At 40.7% G+C, this 23,272-nt stretch carries 20 protein-coding genes; 10 read left to right on the plus strand and 10 right to left on the minus strand.

Annotated elements, in window-relative coordinates; all coding sequences use genetic code 11:
- Positions 1-22 precede the first annotated feature (22 nt).
- The gene (locus L1077_RS07850; protein ID WP_237136335.1) at positions 23-3,793 is read right to left on the minus strand and encodes a PAS domain-containing hybrid sensor histidine kinase/response regulator; all 3,771 of its coding nucleotides are present in this window, start codon (positions 3,791-3,793) and stop codon (positions 23-25) included.
- Between the two features lie 107 nt (positions 3,794-3,900).
- Between L1077_RS07850 and L1077_RS07855 the strand changes: the two genes are divergently transcribed.
- From L1077_RS07855 to L1077_RS07890, 8 genes are all read left to right on the plus strand, one after another.
- Positions 3,901-5,010 carry an ATP-binding response regulator gene (locus L1077_RS07855; RefSeq protein ID WP_237136336.1) on the plus strand — a complete coding sequence of 370 codons (1,110 nt, stop codon included), beginning with the start codon at positions 3,901-3,903 and terminating at the stop codon, positions 5,008-5,010.
- A gap of 179 nt (positions 5,011-5,189) precedes the next feature.
- Positions 5,190-6,032 carry an isopenicillin N synthase family dioxygenase gene (locus tag L1077_RS07860; protein WP_039609055.1) on the plus strand — a complete coding sequence of 281 codons (843 nt, stop codon included), beginning with the start codon at positions 5,190-5,192 and terminating at the stop codon, positions 6,030-6,032.
- 247 nt (positions 6,033-6,279) lie between these two features.
- Positions 6,280-7,191: an N-acetylglucosamine kinase gene (gene nagK, locus L1077_RS07865; RefSeq protein ID WP_237136337.1), complete on the plus strand. Its 912-nt coding sequence runs from the start codon at positions 6,280-6,282 to the stop codon at positions 7,189-7,191.
- The gene (gene nagA / locus L1077_RS07870; protein ID WP_237136338.1) at positions 7,188-8,312 is read left to right on the plus strand and encodes an N-acetylglucosamine-6-phosphate deacetylase; all 1,125 of its coding nucleotides are present in this window, start codon (positions 7,188-7,190) and stop codon (positions 8,310-8,312) included. The genes nagK and nagA overlap by 4 nt, the downstream gene beginning before the upstream one ends.
- Positions 8,313-8,379: 67 nt before the next feature.
- Positions 8,380-9,507, plus strand: coding sequence for a transmembrane glucosamine N-acetyltransferase NagX (gene nagX / locus L1077_RS07875; protein ID WP_211035817.1), 1,128 nt, complete (start codon positions 8,380-8,382; stop codon positions 9,505-9,507).
- A 254-nt stretch (positions 9,508-9,761) separates the two neighbouring features.
- On the plus strand, positions 9,762-10,556 hold the full coding sequence (gene nagB, locus L1077_RS07880) for a glucosamine-6-phosphate deaminase (RefSeq protein ID WP_237136339.1): 795 nt from the start codon (positions 9,762-9,764) through the stop codon (positions 10,554-10,556).
- A 256-nt stretch (positions 10,557-10,812) separates the two neighbouring features.
- Complete coding sequence (gene nudC, locus L1077_RS07885) at positions 10,813-11,766, plus strand: NAD(+) diphosphatase (protein ID WP_237136340.1); 954 nt, start codon at positions 10,813-10,815, stop codon at positions 11,764-11,766.
- Between the two features lie 3 nt (positions 11,767-11,769).
- Positions 11,770-12,939 carry a cystathionine beta-lyase gene (locus tag L1077_RS07890; RefSeq protein ID WP_237136341.1) on the plus strand — a complete coding sequence of 390 codons (1,170 nt, stop codon included), beginning with the start codon at positions 11,770-11,772 and terminating at the stop codon, positions 12,937-12,939.
- A 41-nt stretch (positions 12,940-12,980) separates the two neighbouring features.
- Here L1077_RS07890 and sbcB read toward each other — a convergent pair whose 3' ends face one another.
- Positions 12,981-14,450, minus strand: a complete 1,470-nt coding sequence (gene sbcB, locus L1077_RS07895; RefSeq protein ID WP_237136342.1) for an exodeoxyribonuclease I — start codon at positions 14,448-14,450, stop codon at positions 12,981-12,983.
- A 504-nt stretch (positions 14,451-14,954) separates the two neighbouring features.
- Here sbcB and L1077_RS07900 point away from each other — a divergent pair.
- Together L1077_RS07900 and L1077_RS07905 are read left to right on the plus strand one after the other, a co-directional pair.
- Positions 14,955-15,422, plus strand: a complete 468-nt coding sequence (locus tag L1077_RS07900) for a hypothetical protein (protein ID WP_237136343.1) — start codon at positions 14,955-14,957, stop codon at positions 15,420-15,422.
- Positions 15,423-15,672: 250 nt separating this feature from the next.
- Complete coding sequence (locus L1077_RS07905; RefSeq protein ID WP_237136495.1) at positions 15,673-16,275, plus strand: hypothetical protein; 603 nt, start codon at positions 15,673-15,675, stop codon at positions 16,273-16,275.
- Between the two features lie 205 nt (positions 16,276-16,480).
- On the opposite strand, the gene L1077_RS07910 is transcribed toward L1077_RS07905, so the two are convergent.
- From L1077_RS07910 to L1077_RS07945, 8 genes are all read right to left on the minus strand, one after another.
- Positions 16,481-17,494, minus strand: a complete 1,014-nt coding sequence (locus L1077_RS07910) for an alpha/beta hydrolase family protein (RefSeq protein WP_237136344.1) — start codon at positions 17,492-17,494, stop codon at positions 16,481-16,483.
- 221 nt (positions 17,495-17,715) lie between these two features.
- Positions 17,716-18,174 carry a DUF2799 domain-containing protein gene (locus L1077_RS07915; RefSeq protein WP_237136345.1) on the minus strand — a complete coding sequence of 153 codons (459 nt, stop codon included), beginning with the start codon at positions 18,172-18,174 and terminating at the stop codon, positions 17,716-17,718.
- A gap of 10 nt (positions 18,175-18,184) precedes the next feature.
- Positions 18,185-19,546 (minus strand): tetratricopeptide repeat protein, encoded by a 1,362-nt coding sequence (locus L1077_RS07920; protein WP_237136346.1) that lies wholly within the window; start codon positions 19,544-19,546, stop codon positions 18,185-18,187.
- Positions 19,547-19,550: 4 nt separating this feature from the next.
- Positions 19,551-20,210 carry a hypothetical protein gene (locus L1077_RS07925; RefSeq protein WP_237136347.1) on the minus strand — a complete coding sequence of 220 codons (660 nt, stop codon included), beginning with the start codon at positions 20,208-20,210 and terminating at the stop codon, positions 19,551-19,553.
- Positions 20,210-20,620: an ExbD/TolR family protein gene (locus L1077_RS07930; protein ID WP_237136348.1), complete on the minus strand. Its 411-nt coding sequence runs from the start codon at positions 20,618-20,620 to the stop codon at positions 20,210-20,212. The genes L1077_RS07925 and L1077_RS07930 overlap by 1 nt, the downstream gene beginning before the upstream one ends.
- Positions 20,617-21,000, minus strand: a complete 384-nt coding sequence (locus tag L1077_RS07935) for a MotA/TolQ/ExbB proton channel family protein (protein ID WP_237136349.1) — start codon at positions 20,998-21,000, stop codon at positions 20,617-20,619. The genes L1077_RS07930 and L1077_RS07935 overlap by 4 nt, the downstream gene beginning before the upstream one ends.
- Entirely contained in the window at positions 20,993-22,294 is a 1,302-nt protein-coding gene (locus tag L1077_RS07940) for a MotA/TolQ/ExbB proton channel family protein (protein ID WP_237136350.1), read from the minus strand. Before L1077_RS07940 ends, L1077_RS07935 begins: the two co-directional genes overlap by 8 nt.
- Positions 22,291-23,079, minus strand: coding sequence for a DUF3450 family protein (locus tag L1077_RS07945; protein ID WP_237136351.1), 789 nt, complete (start codon positions 23,077-23,079; stop codon positions 22,291-22,293). Before L1077_RS07945 ends, L1077_RS07940 begins: the two co-directional genes overlap by 4 nt.
- Between the last annotated feature and the right edge of the window lie 193 nt (positions 23,080-23,272).

The raw sequence follows: 23,272 nt of genomic DNA on the forward strand, positions 1-23,272 counted from the left end.
TCAAAATAAGCTGCATGATGTTTTATTCGCTCTCTAACTCACCCACCGTATTTTGCAGTAGGTTATATGCCTCTGAGAATTCAAACCTAGATATCATCACTTTGAGTTCTTTAACTGTTTTCTCATCTAGTGCATCGTTGGCTTCAAGTTGTTCAACCATATCCGTCGCTTTTGAGTCATACTCTTTTAATGCCTGAGCAAATTCACCGATTGAAAATGATTGTGTTGGCGTATTCTTGTTGTGACTTTGTTGAAGCAGTAAGGCGGCTTTATTTTTTGTATCACTGATATAGTTTGCCAGTGTTTCGAGCCGTGCTAAGTCGATATTCTCGGATTTAACTTGCTCTTCTATATCAGCTGCTATTTCTGAGAAGTATTCCATGGACAGGTTTGCTCCAGCCCCCTTCATGGCATGGAGTATGTCCAATGCAAGCTCCTTATTCCCCATGCTAATTGACTGCTGTAAGTTGATGACTTCTTCGACTTGCTGTGAAATAAATTTGTTTAAAAGCTTAAAATAAATGGCTTCGTTATTTGCAGCTCTCTCTACGCCTTCTTTAATATTGATACCGGTTAAAACAATATCTATGTCTTTTTCAGAATATTCTGGTATATCTTCAACCTCAATCTCTGGTGTGTTTGATGTTTGCAGGGCAAGTGCTTCAAGAATTGAGTTAATAAGGCCGTCCACATCAATCGGTTTAGCGACATGGCCATTCATACCTGCCTCTAGGCACAATTGAATATCCGGGCCCATTGCATTTGCTGTCATTGCTAAAATAGGAAGGTGGGTATGAGGGATTGATTGGCGGATTGCTTTTGTTGCCTCTACGCCGTCCATAACTGGCATTTGCATATCCATAAGCACGATATCAAATTGATTATCTTGTACTGCTTTGAGTGCCATTTCTCCATTACACGCGACGCTGACCTGTGCACCATGAAAGCTTAAAATCTCTACCGCAATTTCTTGATTCACAGGCTGATCTTCAGCAACCAGTATTTTTAAGTCTTTAAGCGCTTGTTGATTATCAATAGGCTTTTTCGTTGCTTGGCTTACTGTGTTCGCGCCAAAGCACTCCTGTAAACAGTCAAGCAGACTTGAAGGGTTAAAAGGCTTGAACAGCATGCTATCTATCATGCTTTGATGCGCCTCTTTAAAGCCAACCTCATGGCCATGAGCGGTCACTAATACAAAGTAATTTTGTAAGCCGCTTTGTTTTAAGTACTCAATGGTATCTATGCCATTGATGTTGGGCATATGCCAGTCCACGAACATAATGTCGTAGCGACTGGTCGAAGGACTTAACTTGTCTATAAAATGTTTACCGCTCTCATATAACGTCACTTCAAACCCTAGCGATTCGAGCATGGTTTCTAATATATCTCGTGCATCTTCATTATCATCAATAACACTGGCTTTTTTACCACTGAAGGTATGCGACTTTTCAACAGATTTTGAGGCATAATTGTTGATCTCCATTGGTAAGGTAAAATAAAACTGTGAGCCACAACCAAGTTCACTCTCGACGAAAATCTCTCCGCCCAGTAGCTTCACTAATTGTTGAGAAATCGTTAGCCCGAGTCCTGTACCGCCATATTTGCGTGTGGTGGATGTGTCGGCCTGAGAAAAGGATTGAAAGAGCTTAGTTTGTTGCTCTGCACTCATACCAATCCCAGTATCTTTCACTGAAAAAGTTAATTTCACTTGATCTGATTGCATATTTAAAAGAGTAATCGTTAAGGTCACACCGCCTGTTTCGGTAAATTTAACTGCATTTCCAGCCAAATTAATGAGAATTTGTGAGAGCCTAAGTGGATCGCCAATAAAGTTGTTAGGCATGTCTGTTGGCACATTAAATACTAGGTCGAGCTGCTTTTCTTGTGCTTTAAGACCAACTATGGTGGTGACATTATCGAGAACTTTATCCAATTCATATGGAATATGCTCGATTTCGACTTTGCCAGCCTCAATCTTAGAAAAATCTAAAATGTCATTTATTAGCTTAAGTAATTGTTTTGCCGCATAATCGATTTTTGTAACATAGCCGAGTTGCTTCGGATTTAGATCTGAATTGATCGCTAAATGCGCCATACCAATAATGGCGTTCATTGGGGAGCGGATCTCATGGCTCATATTCGCTAAAAACTCGCCTTTAATTTGCGCATTTTTGTCAGCTTCTTCTTTCGCAGTGAGCATTTGTCGCTCTAATTCATTGCGCTCAGTGACATCTAAAAAGGTGCCAACAACACCGCCAACTTCACCCGCACTGTCGAAAAATGGTGCCTCATACACTACTAATTCTCTGGGTTCGTTAAGACTGTTTTCCATTGCAAGCGCAAAGGAGTGTGCGTCTTTTTCTTCAATCGTCCGCTGTGATTTGGCATCTAGATAAGTCGCAGTTTGCTGGTCAAAAACATCATTTAAATGAGAGTCTGTGACTTCGACTTCAAACTTATCAATAAAAGCTAGAAAAGCTCTGTTAACCCCCATAAAAATCCCTTTTTTATCTCGATAATAAGTAGGATTAGGAATGGCGTTAATAATATGAAGGGTTAATTCTAAATGGGCTGCCAGTGCATTTTCTGCCTCTACTTGCTTTTGGCTGTTCTCACTGAGTCGTAACTGAATACTTAAGTCTTCACATAAAAGTTTTAAACAGTGATTTTGCACCTCTTTTGGCGGACTTGTGAATGTAATAACGACGGCGCCTGAAAGTTCTTCGTTGATGACCAAAGGGATATATAAAATAGTGTGCACTTCAAGTGTTAAGCCGTCTTTGTGCAATACTGCGTTTTGTCCATCACTGATAAAAGCTTGCGAACTTTGGTCTGAGACAAGCTTTTTTACTTGAATTGATTGCTCGTCAAAATATGCAGCAAACCCCACTAAGGACTGCTGAATAAAGTGTTCATCTTCATACCGATATATGGCTACACTGGGGCTGTGAAAATGCTCCGCTAGAAAGTTTGCCGCAACGGTTCTCATTTGACTGGGAGAATTGCAATGGCGAATATCTTCGCTGAATACATGTCTTATTTTTGCCGTATCAGCACGTTCATCCAGCTTTTGGTAGGTTTTGGAAACCGCTTGCACAATATCTGCTACTTCACCGCTAAGCTCTGCTGGTAAGGAGATACTGCGACCGTTGTAATTTTTGTCTATACAAAATACGCGATGAAGTAATGTAAAGGGCGTTATTAAGCGCTTGTTTAAGTAATAAAAAATGAAAAGTGCGAATAGCAATAAGGAGATTAAGCTCACCCAAAGATAAAATAAAAGGCTACTACTACCGTCGTGCAGTTGTTGTTTGGCATTTTGTAGCTGATTTTTAGTCGACTTTAGAGCTGTGTTTATGGCCCTTGTTGTTTGTTGGTGGACTTCAAGCAACGCGGTGTTTTGGGCGCTAGCTTTTTTTGAGTCGAGCGCTTCATATACAGACTGCATGACGACATAGGCATTGAATGCTGATGTTAAGTCACTTTGTTCCGGGTAATTCGCTGTTTTTGATTGTAGCGCTCCTAATGATACTTTTGAGCTAATGAGCTGTTGTTTAATTGATATCGATGTTTGTTCGCTTGATGTGCTATTAAGGTAGCGATTGATGTTAAAAAATAAGGAAAGGTTCATCATGTTGAGTTGATTCAACACTTCAAATTGCTCATTGAGCTGCTCAATATGCTGCTCATGAGATCCCATTTCGTTTTCCCAATTAGACATCACTACGAGGCTGATAATAAGAAGAGCGGGGAGTAGTACGAAAAACGAATGGAACATTGTTTTTATTGACATAACTTACTTTCCGAAACTTGACTAATATTAACCATAGTCGTGCTCTCGTAATTAACAAGCGCGGTACTTTGGCTGAGGGAACAAGTTAAATCAAGAAGGTGGCGAAGATGGCAGATATTCTCATTGTTGATGACATTGCTGAAAACTTACAAATACTTCAATTGATATTACGTAATGAAGGTCACAAAGTGTATGCCGCCATTAGTGGTGAAGTAGCAGTGACGATTGCTCAAGCACATTTACCAGAATTAATTATTTCTGACATTAATATGCCGAATATGGATGGATTGGAATTATGTAAATTGCTCAAGAAATCATCAGGTACAACTCATATCCCAGTTATTTTTGTCAGCGCAGAGCGAGAAACAGATCAGATTGTTGAAGCGTTGGAAGTTGGCGGAGTTGACTACATCACTAAACCATTTAAACCTGCTGAGGTACTTGCGAGAGTAAATACCCAGCTTAAGTTAATAGAAGCCAATAAGTTAGCTATAAGACAACAGCTATCTCAAGTGATGAATCAAATGGTGGTGGGCATTGCCCACGAAATAAATACACCTTTAGGTGCCGCAATCACGGCATCGACGCACTTCGATGGCGTATTGACTCAGTTAATTGAGTCATTTGATAACCAAACGCTCAGTGCTGATCAGCTCAAAGATGGATTAGAGGAGTCAAAGCAAGGCGTTGCTTTGTGCGAACGTAATCTTCAGCGCGTAGCAAAATTCGTAAAAGTACTCAAAGATATTGCGCAAATTGAAAGGCCTACTTCACCTGAACCGTTAAATACCATTTCTTTTTTAAACGATTTAAAAAGTGCTTGGTCAAAAAAAGGCGTTATGCTCGAGATAAGTGCAGTAGAGATGAACTTTGTTGCTGATAAAGACATTTTATTGAGTGTATTTGATAGTCTATTAGATAATTCTTTGGCGCATGCAGACTTAGTTGAAGGCAAGGCACTTACCATCGAAGTATCAATAAAGGGTCAGCACATTTGCTTTTTGTATTATGATCATGGCAATGGGCTGCAAGGTATCACGATTGATGAATTGCTCAAGCCTTTCATTACCACCAAGCGTGGCAATAGTGGCCATGTTGGGTTAAGTGCGTCCGTTACAGCCAATTTAATTGACAGTGCCCTTAATGGTACTTATCACCTCAGTGAGCAGGGGAGGGGGTTGGAGTGGCAGATTGAAATTCCAATAAATTCAGGTTGATCTGAATCAAGCTAAGAGAATTATCACTATCAATGAGGACATAAGTCCTTATGTGGGAGGCTTTATTTCACTAAGCTCGCGGGCAAAGATATTATATCTTTGTTCGAGTATTAATTATAAATAATTCTTATGATTAATGTTTTGAATTGAAGTCACGCAAAAAAATTGGTGGAACCATTATGCAACAGCTACCTACAGTTGACTATAAGTCATCTACAGCAGCAAAAGAATTTGTTGAGTCTCTTCGTAACACAGGTTTTGGTGTACTTAAAAACCACCCAATTCCGAAAGAGCTTGTAGAGTCTATATATAAAAACTGGCAAGAGTTCTTCTACACAGAAGAAAAGCACGACTTCCTATTTGACAAGGACACTCAAGACGGCTATTTCCCACCGGAAGTTTCAGAAGTCGCTAAAGGCTTTACTGTAAAAGATATTAAGGAATATTTTCACGTTTATCCAAAAGGTCGCGTTCCTGCTCAGCTTGAAGCTGAAATCAGAGAATACTACCGCCTTGCAAACGAGTTTGCAGCTGAGCTATTAAGCTGGGTTCAAGCGGAAGCGCCTGAAGATGTACGTGCTAAGTTTTCGATCGATCTTAAAGATATGATCAAAGACTCAGATCAAACGCTATTACGCGTTTTACACTACCCACCAATGACTGGAGACGAAGAGCCTGGCGCAATTCGTGCGGCAGCACATGGTGACATTAACCTATTGACGGTATTACCAGCTTCAAATGAACCTGGTTTACAAGTTCAAAGAGGTGACGGCAGCTGGTTAGATGTACCATGTGATTTTGGTTCATTGATCATCAACATTGGTGATATGTTGCAAGAAGCATCAGGTGGTTACTTCCCATCTACAATTCACCGAGTGATCAACCCCACGGGTAAAGCGAGTGATAAATCTCGAATTTCATTACCGCTGTTTTTACACCCTAAACCAGAGGTTGTACTATCAGAGCGTTATACTGCAGACTCATATTTGCAAGAACGCCTAAGAGAGTTAGGTGTTAAATAACTAGCTGATTTTAAAAATAAAAACGGTCTTTTTTAGGCCGTTTTTTTGTATCTGAATATGGCTGTTTTTTGAATTTTTCCTGACAATTAGTTCAAAGTGTGCAATATTAAAATTTCTCAAACTGAGAAAAAATAATAAAAAACTTAATGACAACGCTGTCATTTATTGTGTAACATCAAATCAACATGACTGAATACTGTGTCGCGGATAAATTCGCGTTCATATCTTATTTTTTAGGGGTCGCTTAATGATGGCTAAACAGGTTGAACAAGACCAGTTGTATATAGGTATTGATGGAGGCGGTACAAAATGCCGAGCCACCATCTACTCAATTAAAAACGGCGTTTTGGGAACTGGTCTTGGTGGGCCTGCTAATCCTCTTCATGGTTTTGAAAGAACCATTGAATCGATAATGGTATCGACTCAACTGGCACTGCAGGATGCAGGACTAAGAATTGAAGCAGTTCATAATCTCTATGCAGGCCTTGGCCTAGCAGGTGTTAATTTGCCCGCACTGCATGAAAAAATAATGCGCTGGGATCACCCATTTAAGCAGATGTTTTTAACAACCGATCTTCATACTGCTTGTATTGGCGCTCATGAAGGTGGGGATGGGGCTGTAATTATTACAGGTACAGGCTCCTGTGGCTTTGCAATGGTTGATGGTGTCTCCGTGAATTATGGTGGTCATGGTTTTGCACAAGGTGACATGGGCAGTGGCGCGTGGATGGGGCTTGAAGCTGTTAAATCTGCATTGCTTTCTATCGATAAGCTTGGTCCAACAACCTCATTAAGTGACACACTTAAACAGCACTTTAATACCACAACAGCTATGGGTATTGCCGAGCAAATGGCCGGTAAACCGTCGAGTAGTTACGCACAATTAGCAAGGTTTGTGCTTGCTGCAGCTGAAGATAACGATGAAGTTGCATTGAGTATTGTTCGAGATGGTGCTGACTACATTAGCAAATTGGCGCATAGATTGATGGAAAATAACCCACCACGACTATCTATGATCGGTGGATTATCTGAACCATTACGTAAGTGGCTAGACCCTGAAATTGCAAAGATTGTTGAATCTCCAAAACAGCCTCCTGAGATGGGCGCAATTTTCTTTGCAATCCAAAGTGTCGAGCAGCAGTCTGAAAAGGCGGTATGAGAATGAAAAAATATTTGGCGAGTCAATTTTTTGATGGGCACAAATTAAAAAATAATGTTGAGTTTTTGGTTGTTGATGGAAAAATTTCCTTTGCGACCGAAAGCTGTGAAGAAAAAGCCGAAATTCTTGAAGGGTTAGTTGCTCCTGGCTTGATTGATGTTCAAGTAAACGGTGGCGGTGGTGGCTTTTTTAATGCAGAACAAACAGTTGAATGTTTGAGAACCATTGTTACTGCGCATGCTAAGTATGGTTCGACGGCGCTGATGCCTACACTTATCACAGATAAAGTTGAGGTAATGGCACGTGCAGCAGATGCAACAGCTCAAGCTATTGCACAAGGTGAGCCCGGAGTTGTGGGGATTCATTTTGAAGGGCCGCATTTGTCGCACCCAAAAAAAGGAACTCACAGCGAGCAATACATCAGACCAATTTCTGAAGAAGAATTTGCAATTTACGCGAGACAAGATCTTGGTATAAAAATGGTCACATTGGCACCGGAAACGGTACCGCTTGCAGACATAAAACGCTTAATTGACTTAGGTGTTAAAGTGAGTGTCGGCCATTCAAATGCAGATTATGAAACTACCATGGCTGCACTTGAAATTGGTGTTGATGGCTTTACGCATTTATTCAATGCAATGTCGGCTTACACATCAAGAGAGCCGGGGGTTGTTGGCGCTGCACTTTGGGAAGATAATTCGTGGTGTGGTCTTATTGTGGACGGTCATCACGTACATCCCGCATCTGCAAAGCTTGCTATTCGCTCAAAGCAACGTGGTAAAATCATGTTGGTGACGGATGCAATGCCACCTGTTGGCACTAATGATATGGAATTCGACTTTTTTGATGGTCGTAAGGTCATTAGAACGGGTGATAGATTGAATTCAACAACGGGTGAGTTGGCGGGCAGTGTACTTGATATGGCAAGCGCTGTTAGGAATACAGTTAACACTCTTGATGTGACATTGACTGAGGCTCTTAGAATGGCCTCACTATATCCTGCTCAATACTTAGGGTTATCTGACAAAGGCCACCTTTTAGAAGGGGCTGATGCAGACTTTGTAGTATTAAACAACAGTCAAGAAGTTCTGAGTAACTTCATTGGCGGAAAAGAAATTTAAAGTTCCCTGGGTAAAAAACCCCGCTGCAGTTTAGCGGGGATTTTTTGTTTTTACAGGAAAGGTATTGATGACGAATAAAAAACAACGATTGGCTTCATTGGATGCACTGCGTGGCATGGACATGTTTTGGATCCTAGGCGGTCAATCTATTTTCGCGGCACTGTTTGTGTTGACTGGGTGGCAAGGCTGGAAACTATTTGAAGCACATACTGTGCATAGTCCTTGGCATGGGTTTACATTTTACGACCTAATATTTCCTCTATTTATATTTCTATCTGGTGTTGCCATGGGCTTGAGCCCAAAGCGCATTGACCATTTACCTCTAAGTGAGCGCAAGCCTTATTATCAAAAAGCAGTGAAGCGTTTGTTTTTACTGTGTGGCTTGGGCATTATGTACAACCACGGCTGGGGTACAGGCATTCCTTTAGCGCTTGATGAAATTAGATATTCTAGTGTACTAGGTCGGATTGCCATCGCGTGGTTCTTCTGTGCCATGTTGGTGTGGCATACAAGCCTCAGAACGACGGGTATTGTCGCTGGTGGTATTTTAGTTGGGTATTGGGTACTACTGAACTTTATCCCAGTCCCAGGTGGCAGTGCTGGTCAATTAGCCGCACCAGGTACGCATAGTTGGAATGCTTGGTTTGATCAAAACTTACTACCTGGTATTACTTATCAAAATAGACCGGTAGATCCTGAAGGGATACTGTCGAGTGTGCCAGCCATTGTGAATGCGATTGCCGGAGTGTTTGCAGGGCAGTTGATTGCACGTGCAGATAAGCTTGGGCAGTGGAAAACAGCTGGATGGTTATTTGGTGCAGGTGCATTGAGTGTTGCTCTTGGTTGGTTGTGGCATTTACAGTTCCCAGTGAACAAAGAGTTATGGACAAGCTCTTTCGTGCTTGTAACTGTCGGTTGGAGTGCGATTTTACTCGCAGTATTTTTCGCCTTGGTGGATATTTTGAACGGTCAAAGGTTTGCGTATCCATTTGTGATCATCGGGGCTAACTCGATCATTATTTATTTAGCATCGAGCTTGGTAAATTGGGAATTTGTCAGTAAGAGTGTGTTTGGTGGCTTTATCAATGCGGTAGGGCCTGATTGGCAGCCTCTGTTTGCTGTTATCGCGCTGCTACTTGTGCAATTACTGGTTTTACACTGGATGTATAAACGCAAAATATTTGTCAGCGTTTAACACGTAAAATATTAAGAAAAACGGCCATCTTTTGATGGCCGTTTTTTTATTGGCTCAAAAAAAATACAAATTTTTCTTCACTTTTACTTTACAAAGGCTTTTTTTCTGATAATAATGACAGCGTTGTCATAATGGTAATAACCTAATACAGTGTATCCCAATTAGGTTTAGATCTGACCTTGTTTTGATTGCACGCGAAGCAGGGCTCAGATCCCATTTTTCTTATTTCAAACTCAACAACGAGCTTTAATATCATGCAAATAGTAATTTTAAAAAATGCTGCTGAAGTCGCTGCTTATGGTGCAGATATATTTGAAAAACAATTAAATCGCAAAGCAGAGTCGGTGTTGGGTTTAGCAACAGGATCGACACCTGTTGCTTTGTATCAAAACCTTATCGAGAAGAACAAGCAAGGCGATATCAGCTTTAAAGATGCGATTACGTTTAACCTAGATGAATATTTAGGTTTAGAGGGCACACACCCACAAAGTTACCGCTTCTTCATGAATGAGCAATTGTTCAATCATGTTGATATCAACAAAGACCATACTCATGTACCACCTGGTAATGCTAAAAACCCAGTTGAAGCATGCCAAGAGTACGAAGCGCATATCGCTGCTGCTGGTGGCATCGATGTTCAATTGCTAGGTATTGGTCGTAACGGACACATTGGTTTTAATGAGCCGTCTTCAGGTTTGACCTCAAGAACGCGTGTTAAAACTCTAACCAAAGAAACGATTGATGATAATGCACGTTTCTTTGGTCCAGATGAGTACCAACCGCATCTATCGATTACGATGGGAATAGGTACAATCTTAGATGCTAAAAAAGTTGTGTTATTAGCGACTGGCGAAAATAAAGCTGAAGCAATTAAAGCAACAGTTGAAGGCCCACTAACGGCGTCTTGCCCTGCATCAGCACTGCAATTGCACCGTGATGCAGTTATTGTGATTGACGAAGCTGCGGCCAGTAAGCTAGACAATATTGAGTTTTACAAACACATCGAAGCTGAGAACCAAAAGCTTCAAGCACATCTTGCCTCTCTGTAGTGTGAATTCACACTGTAGTTTAAAGCCCGAAAGGGCTTTTTTTTTGCCTAAATACTTGGCAAACAACGTGACTATTGTTAGCGTGACAGCATAGAAACTAAAATTAGTTTTTGTACATTAATAGTCGTGTTTTCTTTGATTAAATAATGACTGCTTGGCTGCACTTAATATGCTTTTTTGTAGCGCAGGACTCAGTCACTTAATCAAGAATGGGCTTCTGCTTTGATTAGGTAACCCACATTAAAGGACAAAGTGCTTGTTGTACTATACACAAATGACGCTAGATAGAGCGTCAGCTCAGCGTAAAGATAAAAACTGGCTTTTAACTCAATATGGAGAGAAAAGCCGTTGGTTGCTCATTCATCATGATCAAAATCTATTCTCAGCCGACCTAACCGAGTTGGCCTTTATTCAGCAGTCACAAATAGAACACCTTGATAGGCGAGACGCTATTTTTTTAGGTAAAGATGAGCAGTTTTCCTATTTTGCTTTAGATGTGTCCAGCATTGATTTAAGCGAGTTACACAAACAACTAGATGTTTGTACAGAAGACCATAGCGATGGGCAGTATCGCTTTGCTGATATGAGAAAAGTAGGTCCTAAGCTTGAGCGCGTGAGTGGCTCTGTTGGGGTGTTAGCTCGGGGGTTAAGTTATTGGCATAAAACCCATTGCTATTGCGGCCGGTGTGGTCACAAAAATATTCCTGTCGAAGCGGGTCACGCTAGGCTATGTACAAACAAAGCGTGCAAGCATATGACATTCCCAAGAACGGACCCCGCTGTGATCATGCTGGTTACGCATAGATTTAAAGATGGTGTAGAACGTTGCTTGTTAGGTCGTCAAGAGGCTTGGCCAGAAGGGGTATATTCAACGCTTGCAGGGTTTGTTGATCCAGGTGAGACATTAGAGCAAGCCGTCGCCAGAGAAGTAGAAGAAGAGGCGGGTGTTATTGTAGACGATGTACAATATTTGGCATCTCAGCCATGGCCTTTCCCATCGTCATTGATGCTGGGTTTCATCGCAACTGCCAAGACCACAGATATTTTTGTTGAGCAGGATGAACTAGAGCAAGCACATTGGTTCTCAAGAGCCGACCTTGATACTTTTGGTCAATGGGGCGATGAAGCGCCCGGTTTTAAATTGACTAGACCTGACTCAATATCACGTTTTTTAGTTGAACATTGGCGTCAACTTCCAGAAAAAGAGTAACGAATGAAAAAAAATACCAGATTAGCCAGTGCAGGCCGAAAATCTCAATATACTCAAGGAACCGTGAATCCGGTTGTGCAACGTGCATCGACTGTGGTTTTTGATTCTGTTGCGGATATGCATGAAGCGATTAAAGAGCGCGGCAATCGCACTTTGTTTTATGGTCGCCGAGGCACAAACACCCATTATGCTCTGCAAGATGCCATTACTGAATTAGAAAATGGTGCAGGGTGCGCTTTGTATCCAAGTGGTGCGGCGGCCATTAGTCAAAGCTTACTGTCATTTTTAAAAGCCGGTGATCACCTATTGATGGTAGACACTGCTTATGAACCAACTCGTGACTTATGTGACAAGATTTTAGCTGGCCTTGGGATCACCACAACCTATTACGATCCTATGATTGGTGCGGGTATTAAAGCGCTTATTCAAGATAATACCAAGGTGCTGTTTTTAGAATCACCGGGTTCAATTACCATGGAAGTGCAAGATGTCCCAGCACTGGTTAAAGAAGCCAAAGCTCATGGCTTAATGACCATGTTAGATAATACATATGGTAATGGCTGGCATTATCGTCCACTTGACCATGGTGTTGATATCAGTATTCAAGCTGCGACTAAATACATTGTTGGCCACTCTGATGTGATGATGGGTGTTGCGGTCGCCAATGAAGAATATTGGCCTGTACTTAGAGAAAACTCTTACTTGTTAGGTCAGTGCACCTCAGCAGATGATGCATACCTTGCACTACGAGGCCTACGCACGATGCCAGTGCGTTTGCTGCAGCATGAGAAGAGCGCACTCGAGGTTGCAAAGTGGGTGGCGCAGCATCCACTTGTAGATCATGTTCGCCATCCAGCATTGCCTTCAAACCCTGGTCATGAACACTTTATGCGTGACTTTGATGGCAGTAATGGCTTGTTTTCATTTGTAATGAAAGACGGGAATCAAAAAGCCATTAATCGCTTCTTAGATAGTTTGCATCACTTTAAAATGGGCTTTTCCTGGGGTGGGTTTGAGAGCTTAGTGACAGCGAATCGCTCAATGACCGCGTTAAGAACAACCACAGGCTGGGAGCATGGACCTATTATTCGTTTGCATATCGGTCTGGAAGATGTTGAAGACTTAATTGCAGACTTAGAGCAGGCGCTCGCGGTGTATGAATCACACCTATAAATGAATGTAAAAGAGGCTGTTTTTTAACAGCCTCTTTTTCTTTATAAGCTTTGTGCGTAGTGATAAAGCGCTTTGAGTATGGTGACTTTTTTCTCATTGCCTTCATGCTCGTAAACAAGGTTTTCAAGTGTCAGCATAAAGTCTTGCGCATTGATTGATGGGTTGTCCTCACCGTGCATCAACTTGCCTTGGCAATATTTTCTCCATGTGTCTAATTCAGACTGAGATAGGCTTTCAGGCCAGTTTCTCGCACGATATCTAAATAATAAAGTATGGAATTTCGGATCTTCAAATTCGAGCGCTAAGCTGCCTAATTCAACGGGTGAGGCATTGCGAACAATCGCCAGTTTGGCTTTGTCCGCTTTACTGATAAAGCCATTGTAAAGCTGGTAGTCAGGGTTGGTTGTATCACTGAAGTCGCCTTGCTCAGCAAATACTTGAGAGACTTTATCACGCAGTTCTGGGTGTGCTTTTAAAAACTTTAAATGCTCTAAACATTGCTCTCTATCAATACCTAGCCTTGCTGCATTTTCTGGCAGTAAGGTTTTTGCAGGGGCAATGATTGGACACTTGTTTAAATGCACAAGCTTAAGCCCAACAGGCAACATGCCTTCTTCCAGCTCGGCGTGTTTGGTATAGAGTCGCTCACGCAGCTCTTCAACAGATAAGTCAACTAACACGCTGGGGTCATGCGTAAGATTAAAGCACACCACGGCATTTTTATTAACCGGGTGAAAGCTCATTGGCGCAATCCAAGTCGTGCAGCCTTGTGTTGCAGGAATGCGTGATGAGGTATGCACTAAAGGCTGCATGTTAAACACATCAACAATGTCAGTGAGCGCCTTTTTGGTTCTTAAGTTAAAGAAAAACTGATAAAGCTTTGGCTGTTTTTCTTTGATCAGCTTAGCCAGCGCAATGGTTGCAGTGACATCGCTCAAGGCATCGTGTGCTGCACTGTGTTCAATACCATTGGCAACGGTGAGCTCTTCAAGCCTAAAGCTTGGTGAACCATCTTCTTTCAATGGCCATTCAATGCCTTCTGGGCGCAGTGCATAGCAAGCTCTGACTAAGTCAATAATATCCCAACGGCTATTGCCATTTTGCCACTCGCGCTCATAAGGGTCATAAAAATTACGGTAAAGGCTGTAGCGCGTTACTTCATCATCAAAGCGAATGCTGTTGTAACCCGCAACACAGGTATTTGCTTTACTAAACTCGGCGTGAATTTTTGCCATAAATTCGCTTTCAGGCAAGCCGTGTTTCAGTGTGTGTTGCGGTGTAATACCAGTGATCAAACACGCTTCTGGATGCGGCAAATAATCTGGTGCAGGTTGGCAATACTCAATAAGCGGCTCGCCAATGATGTTTAAGTCGTAATCGGTTCTGATACCTGCAAACTGACTGGGTCTGTCTTTTTGAGGGCTAGCCCCCCAAGTTTCGTAATCGTGCCAATAGATTGTGGGGATGTTTTCGTTATTGTTTTGATTCTTCATTTGGTCATTATTTGTCATAAAATCATTGGCTTATATAAAGTATGCTGCTTTACTCAATCTGTTCATCACGCTTACAACATCACATCAGCGTGTATAAATGTGTGTATAAAAAACTTGTAAGTGTGTATATGGCCGTAAAATGCTATTAGATGCAAAATGCGCAAATCTAGTAAATAAGAAAACGACCAGACGGTATTATCTCATAGAGATGGACTAAGGGTAAGGTGTAATAATGATAGTTGTAGGCCTTGGTTCAACATTGGCAAATTACAGACTAAATTAGGTACTTAAAGATCCATATTGGTCAAGGGCCATCAGAAAAGCACCGGTAAGGTTTGGATATTTATTTTTTTAGTCAGAGCCTTCAACGAAGGAGTATCTAAAAAAGCAAAATTCTTGGAGCTTATGCCTAAATAGATAGGGCGTTGGAATACGTTTGAGTGAGTCTAGTTTTATTACATACGAGGTTAATTAAGCAGCAAGTTAAATGTGAATATCGAAAATATTTAGAAGGATACTGACATGAACAATGAGATAAAAGCGGCACTATTAGGGGCTATAGTTGGTGGTGTTTTTGCTACAGCAGGGTCATTACTAACTACATTTATTACGTTAGAGAGTCACATTGAATCTTTAACTTTAGAACATAAGTTAAACCAAGATAGGATGATGCAGAAGGACTTACAAGATGCCTATGTCCGATTTGTAACTCGCTATGGTCATGCTGAGAATGCGGAGCTTGATTTTAGGCGAGGTAATGCTCAATTCTGGGGAGAATATAAAGGGATTCAATTGCAATTTAACTTGAATGGTCATGAAAATGTTGTAAATGCGATGGATGCTCTAATTCAAAATCTAAATGGTATAGATGAGCCGAGCTTGATGCATACTTCAGGACAGTTAAACTTCAGATCCAAATATAATGAGAAATTACCGCCAGTCATTGACAGTATGCAGACCGCACTTTCTAAAGATAAAGCAAAAATTTAAATATTGGAGTAAAGAAGTTTTCTGTTATCAGAAAAATAGGACGAAAGAACTCCATCATGTCTGAAGGTGACAATTGTTCATTTGCAGATTAACGTGACTTGAATACTCATGTAATTACTCATCTTAAAAATTTGGTGATTTCGTCCGTTGTTGCTAGGTAAAAAATTCAGTAAAAATGTCATTGATTCAATTCACCTGAAAACCATACTTTAATATATTTAGATACTAACAAGGAATTAGATAATTGAACGTGTTTTCTTATGTTGTGGCCAATGATTATGGCTTTGCGCCAAATCCATATGGTGGTGTACTGACCCTAGTTACGTGTAAGCCTGTCATTAGAAGGACTGCGAGAGTAGGGGACATAATTATTGGGTTGGGCTCAGTGCGAACGGTAGGAAGTGACAGGCTGTTTTATGCTGGGATCATAAGCGAAGTTGTGACCATGAGGGAATATGGGCAAAGCAAACGATTTGCTAACAAAAGACCTGAAAATATGGAGTCTGGCGATTGTATTTATTATTGGGATGAAACTGGCGTTAAGCAAAGAGCTAATCAATTACATGGACAAGGTGATATTGAACGAGATACGAAAGGAAAAAATGTTCTTATATGTGATAGGTATTGGTATTTTGGAAATAAAGCAAGGTCAATTCCTCTTGAAGTATTGAGCGCGATTAAAATAGTGAGAGGGCATAGGCGGTGTAGAGACGAAAAAGTTATTTCTAATGTTCTTCGGTTTATTGAATGCTTAAATGAAGAAACTGACTTTACACCATACCATGAAATACCCCGTTCAAGAGGTCATTGCACTAGCCAGAAGCTTAAAACAAATACTTGTGGAGCTTGCTAATAATAGAGAAAGTGTACTTATGAAACATGGTATTTAATCGCATCCAGTTAGCCCTATAGTTTAGCGTATTTTTGGAAAGGTTTAATTGCGGATAAAATCAAATGTTCATGACTTTAACTCGGTAATCTCTTTAAATAGGTATTTAGCTGCAATGGTATCAGGAACTATTGAAGCCTGTACTTATTTAAACAATATGCGCACTTAATCATAAATGCGCATTAAACCAATTTACTAACTCCTCGAGTGACTCTTTTTTATTCAATCTCAAATTATGGTAATCGTCTGGGTAAAGAATGAGTTTATGCTCAATATTGTGCAAGGCAAACGCTTTGGCCAATTCGACGGATTGTTCATGGGAGACTCGTCTGTCATCGGTGCCGTGTAAAAGTAGGATTGGCGTATTTTTTGGTAGTGTGTTTGCAAAGTGCAGTACTGAGCGCTGGTTCAGCGCTTGTTGCTTGTTGTCTTTATAATTAGGGATCCTATATTTGTAAACGCGTTCCATTTCAGGTCTTTTTTCAAGCTGTTTTGTGAGGTCAGAAACCCCAGCAATGGCGGCAAGGGCTTTTATGTTGGGCATCTTTTTGACTGCAAGGTAACTTTGCATTGCCCCTCGGCTTGCGCCATACATGCCTATTCGTTGACTGTCAGCACCACGAATATGAGGGATCAGCTCGTTAAGTGCGACGACGTCATTGACATCTGCTCCGCCAAATTCATCTAATGGGGCCTGTGGCTTTTTACTCTGTCTATATTGACTGCCAATGATCACAAACCCCTTATCAGCAATGGGAAATAAATTCGCCACGAGGGGACCCAGAGTCATGTTACCAAAGCTGCCATTACCTCCACGATTGTAGATCAAGACAGGAAGCTTACCTTTGTGGGACTTGGGTTTAATGACATAACCGTCGACTTCTAAGCCGTCGACAGAATACGTAAAGTGCTGGCAAGCCAAGTTACTTTTATATTCATCAAACTGATTTTTTGGAAACCATTTAACAAACCGCTTCATGGCCTTATCAACTTTTTCGTCTGACTTTAACCGCTTGGTGTATTTCTTTTTCATGGTTGCTTGCCACGCTTCATAACTAAAACCAAAACAAGTACTGTGCGCTTTTACATTGCTGTGCTGAATAAGAGGAGAAATTTGTGTTTTAGCCGCATATGAGTTGCCAGATAACATCATGAGTGCAGTAAAGGTGGCGAGCTTTTTCAATTGCTTATACTCCTTTCAAATTGAAGTAGCGAATTATAATGGGCCTAATTAAACCAAAGCTGAATTTAGGTGTTTTATTTTATCTATAACTTCAATCTTGAATGTCGCATTTTTTCTAAAACAGAGAGGTTTTTTTGGGTGCGGAGTTAAGTTATGCTTCGGTATTGAGAGGGCTAGCTGACTAATCAATATTGATCGTCAGCAATTGGTAGCCCACTGAATTACTTCATGTTTGGTTTTGGTGCTTTTCTGGTTATTTCACTTTGTTTATGTCGGTATACTTCTCGTTTTTGTCTCGCGATATATTCTTCAATTTCTGAGCGTTTACGCTGTCCAAGTGCAAACCCTTTTTGATAATCTTGTTGTAAATCAAATGGACAAATATCGGTCTGGGAATTCCCTTCTGTTGCGTGTTTATAGCCATTGTCATAAGTACAATATTCAATTAAACCTGCGCTATAACCACTCACAAATTGATTTTGTGCATTGGGATTTAGGGTATCTCCACAAGTTTGCTTTACAGCATCAAAAAACCTGACATTGTCGCCTGACAGAGCCGTTTTATGGCCAAGTGCTTGCCAGTCTTGTGAACCACAATTGGCGTAGTCGAATGTATACTTAGTCGAGCTGCATCCGGCGATTAATATGATAAAAATAGACCAGAGTGTGATACGAACCATCTTATTCTCCTTATAATGTGCTAGTACTTTGAATATCGATAATATTTGCTAGTAAGTTTATTTTTTCTTGAATACCCAGTGTATTTGGGTATGCGCGTTTTGCATCAATGAGTAATTGGTAAGCGGCCTTTAATTCATCGGTATTGATATAAAGTTGGGCACGTCCTAATAGCGCTTGTAATTTTATTTCCTCAAATGCTTCTGCACGAATATACGCTTGCTCGGCTTTTATATGATGCTTTTGCTGGAGAAGTAGGTTTGCATAGCTGAGTAATGCGTTTTGATTGTTCGCATCTAGATCTAAAGCATTTTGATAATGTGTCAATGCTTCATTAATACGGTCCTTGGCTTGGAGGATCTGCGCTTGTGTTGACAGCAATAGGCTTCTACTTTGCGCACTGAGTGTGCTTTTATCATTAAGTTGTTTAATTAACCATTCGCTATCTTCCCATCTATTTACTTGATTTAACCACAGCAGGTAATTACTTATATCTGTAAATTCGAGACGCTGACTTTTTACTTGTGTTTTAAGTAAAGCGATGGCGCGATCAAACTGTGCTTGTTCAAAATGCAGATTAACCATAGTTAATAAATTTTGTTGGGAAATATCACCAAGTAACAGCGCGAACTCTAAAGATTGCAAAGCCTGATCATAAGTATTTTGCTCAATATGAATTGCAGCCTTGGTTAACCAATATGATTGGTTGTTTTTGTCTTGCTCGATGAGCTCTTCAAGTAATGCAAGTGCTGAAGGGAACATTTTGGCTTGCACAAAGGCTGTTAATAGCCCTTGCTGCCATTGCGTATTTTCGGGTTCGAGGCTATACGCTTTTTGATAAGCATAGACCGCACTAAGCCCGCCATGCTGGTGAAGGTTAAGGTAACCTAAATGCCCATGCACTGTTGCGTTATTAGACCCATAAGCGATTGCTTTTGCAAAATGCTGCCGAGCTTTAACAAAATCTTCTGTGATGAGAAATAGCAGCCCAAGCTCTTCATGTGCGCGAACTAGCTGAGGTTTCCGATTTAGAATGAACTGGTAAAGGTGAATGGCTTGGGGGTATTCCTTGAGTGAGAAGTACACTTGAGCCTTGATCATTAAAAGTGCGGGACTCAGTTCAACATCATAGTAAGTCTCGAGCTCTAATTTAACCTGTTTGAAATCTTTTCTGCCAAGTAGTGACTTTAGTTTTTCAGCAAGCTCATATTCTTCAGGGGCAAGCGAGACTTCCCGCTCTAAATACTGCTCGCTGAATCCAGGGATGACAAATTTTACGGGGTCAAGTTCAAGCTCATAACTTTGCGCATTCGCTTTAATCATGCCTGCCATGAAGATTGAACATAATAAAATAAACGCATTTTTTTTGATCATTATATTATCCATAATTAAAGTTTATGCCGTACAGGTAGACAGCTTGAACGGCTTTGCCTTCTTTTCTGGGTACTTCGAATTTAGCGTACTTTACCCAAGTTTTAATGGTTTCAACCATTTCTGGAAAAGCAGGGTCGATAATTTTCTTGATAAAGGGCTTTCCTGATTGATCGATAATGAGCTCAACGGTGGTCTTGATACGCTTTTGTCCATATTTGCGAACTGATTTTGGTGGTCTCACATAACGTTGTGAGACGACTTTCGGTACTTTGTCTAACTGTTCTACTTCGAGCATTGGGACTTTGGAAGTATAGAGCTCGCTAATTTCAAATCTGTCAAATGAAAACTTGGGCATGGGTAAGTCTTCGATTTTAGGTGTGGCCATTTTATTCTTTACGCCGTAATTTACCTTTATTGAGCCAGTGAGACCCTGCACATTAAGTGTACTGGTGTCGCTGCTGGTATCAGTAGCTTTTTTTGTTTGGGGCGGTGGAGGAGGTGGGGGAGCGACCACCGTCACTTCAAGTTGATTGATTTTTACCTTGTTTGGTGGAGGGGTCGTTGTGTTATCTAACACGATTAATAGACCAAACAAAGCGAAAGACAGGGTCATGGCAGCCAACATCAATGCAAACCGTTCCAATGTGAATGGAGCTGAGTACATTATTGAGTTTCCTCTGTTGCTAAGCTTATTTTGGTGATACCAGCTAATTTCGCTTGGTCAATCACCTTGACGAGCAGCTCAGTAGTCACTGTTTTATCCGCTTGGATGATAAGGGGTCTCTCGTCTTTACGGTTAAGGTGCTCAAGCGTGCTTCGGATCCCATTTATTCCAATATTGGTGCCTCCATAAATAACTTGGCCGTCGTTGGTAATGGCAAGCAAAAACACATTTTTTGCAAGGCTTTTACTGGAGAGCGAGGCCGGTTTATCTATTTCAACGCCTGTTTCTTTGACAAAGACTGTTGTGACAATAAAAAAAATAAGCAAGATAAAAACCACATCCAGCAGTGGCGCTAGGTCGATATCATCGTTTTTTTCGCTTTCAACACGTTGTTCAAATGATGATTTCATGGTTGCGCTCGCTGAGTATGGTATTTAAAAAGTAAAAGCTGACGAAAAATAAGTGCTGGTACGGCTAAAACGAGTCCTAATTTAGTGGTGATGAGCGCACTTGAGATCCCCCCAGACATCACTGCTTGTTGATTTAGCGCATCAAAAATGGAGATGAATTCAAAGGTATCCAGTAACCCTGTTATGGTACCGAGTAAGCCAAGCAACGGCAGTGAAGCGGTAAGTGCTAGCAAGGTACCTTGGCAATTCTTAAGATCATCTCTTTTGTTATCTCGGTGCAAACCCCAGTAAAGATCAAAGATAAGATAGTAAACTGCACTGGCGACACACAGTAGCGCCAACACAACACCATTAGAGAGCAATTCAGTCATATCAACCATATGCTTGCTCCGATTGGTTGATCTCAAGTTTACTTAAGTGCAGTGCCAGTGACTCAATGGAGGATTGAAAGTTTTTGACACGTTTAGTAAGTAATGCACTAACGATGAGTGCAGGTATCGCAACAATAAGCCCTAATTCTGTCGTGATCAGCGCTTGTGATATGCCACCTGATACGACTGACGCATCTCCTGAACCAAAAATGTTCATCATCATAAAGGTATGGATCATGCCAGAGACGGTACCCAGTAAACCGAGCAAGGGCGAAACGGTGGCGCAGGTTGTGATCACACCAATATATTTTTCGTTATGCGCTTTTTGTTTAGCCAGCTCAGCAAGTAACAGATCGTCTCTTTTTTGAGAAATTGCGTTGTGTTGCACAATATCAAAAAGTACACGCTCATTGGATGCGAGAGAGCCATATATTGTTTTTAACTCTGCTTGAGACATCGGTATGTTTGAATATTTAATGATTTGGCTTGTCACTGGGTTGATGCTTGGGAGCTTTGATAGCTGTATGGCTTTTAAAAGGCCAATAATAAGTGCAGCAAGTGCAAATGAGACGATTGGAATGGCCCACGTACCACCTTGTTGAAGGTACTCAATTAAACTAAATTGACTTTGATTTAGTTTGTCAGCATTTCCCAAGGTGGGGTCGAAATGAATAAGCCCATTACCGTTTTTCTTCAATGCATTTAGGTCATCAAATAGTATATCTTGCTGGCTTATCTGTTTTAATAGCGGCGTAGTGTTATTAATATTGAAAGACACTACCCCAGCTTCGATGTCATTAATCGCGTATTCGATCGGCCCAATTTTGATAACATCAAACGTGTTTAGCTTGTTGTCGCTGCCTATCAAATTTTTTTGTTCAAAAGCAGGGGTAAGCTTTTTATTTAAAGCGGTAATAATCTGCTCGATATTAATGGAGCCATCAGCATTAGAAATACGGCTTTGAGTATTCTTTTCAAATGCTGATATAAGTTGTGATTGGTAACTATGTTGGTTTTGCCATTGTTGGTTACGTTTTTCCAACTGATTGATGTTGAGGAGTTGTTCATCCTCTAGACGACGAATATTTTTAGCCTCGTTACGCAGCTTTCTGAGTTTGGCTAACTGCGCGTTAAGTTGCTTGGCCAGCTGTTTGTGCTCTTGATCTATGCGCGCTTGAGTTGCAAGGAGTTGCTGTTTTGCTGTTGCAATGCGGCCAATAAGCTGATCAGCATGATTGGACTCTAGGGCCAACAAGGGAAAACATATAACACATAATAAAATCTGACAAATATGCTTTATCATAGTGCACCACCATTACTTGCGGTAATTGCTAGTGGAAGCTGAACATATTTTGCGCTGGTGGGATTTTTTAAGATGTTAGTGAGTTCAGTTAGGTGTGCTTCAGTAAGCACAATAGACATTTGATCTTTGTGCTGCCATTTAAATATATCGTCTATGCTTTTTCCGTAACCAAGGTGCTGTTTGTTTTTTGAAATATACCAACCGTGGGCTAATCCTAGAAAAACCTGTTCAGCTAAAATAGATTCATGCTCATTTATCTGGATCAAGCCAGTATGAAAAACGACCCGCTGATCAAAATCATGAGCCTGTTTTATCAATTTGAGTGCGGCCTCTAATCTAACAGAGTTAGAATCTGCATCTAGTTTCGACAGAGTCTTTTCCCATTGTTGTTGAAGCGGGTATGGAAGCTTAGTGACAACTGATTTAAGGTACTCGGATAGAGAATTTAATTGCGTGGTTAGCTTTGCATTTGACTGTTCAAGCTTTATCTTTTGAGAGGCGAGTAGCTCACGTTGTTCAGACACGGAAGATTGATTTTTATGATTCTTGGCAATAAGTTGTTTTAATGATGTTTGCTCTTTTGAGAGTAAAATAATTTGTTGTTCTAAGGTCTCTTTTCTTTGTTGCCATGCCGCAGTTAATGCACTTTTCTGCTTTTCAAGGTTTAACCACTGTTCAATCAGCTTTGTTTCATCATTTGCTTGTACTGAGCATGTGCTAAATAGCAGTATTATTATACTTAAACACCTTTGTTTAACGCTCAAAGGAAAAATCTGAAATGTCATATCAAGTACTTTTTGGTTAAGTTTTGTTCGTTTTGTATATTAGGAACAATGACGTTTTTTTGTCAAACAGCCAGATTTGCTTGGATTTTTTAGTTGAAAAATATTGAAGTGATAAGCCGCAGAATTGAATTAAATTGGTAAAAATGTTGATAGTTGAGTATTAGACACTGTGTAATGGTTGTTTATTTAAAAT

Source organism: Pseudoalteromonas luteoviolacea (genome assembly GCF_021654285.1).
In the GTDB taxonomy this organism is placed as follows: domain Bacteria; phylum Pseudomonadota; class Gammaproteobacteria; order Enterobacterales; family Alteromonadaceae; genus Pseudoalteromonas; species Pseudoalteromonas luteoviolacea_J.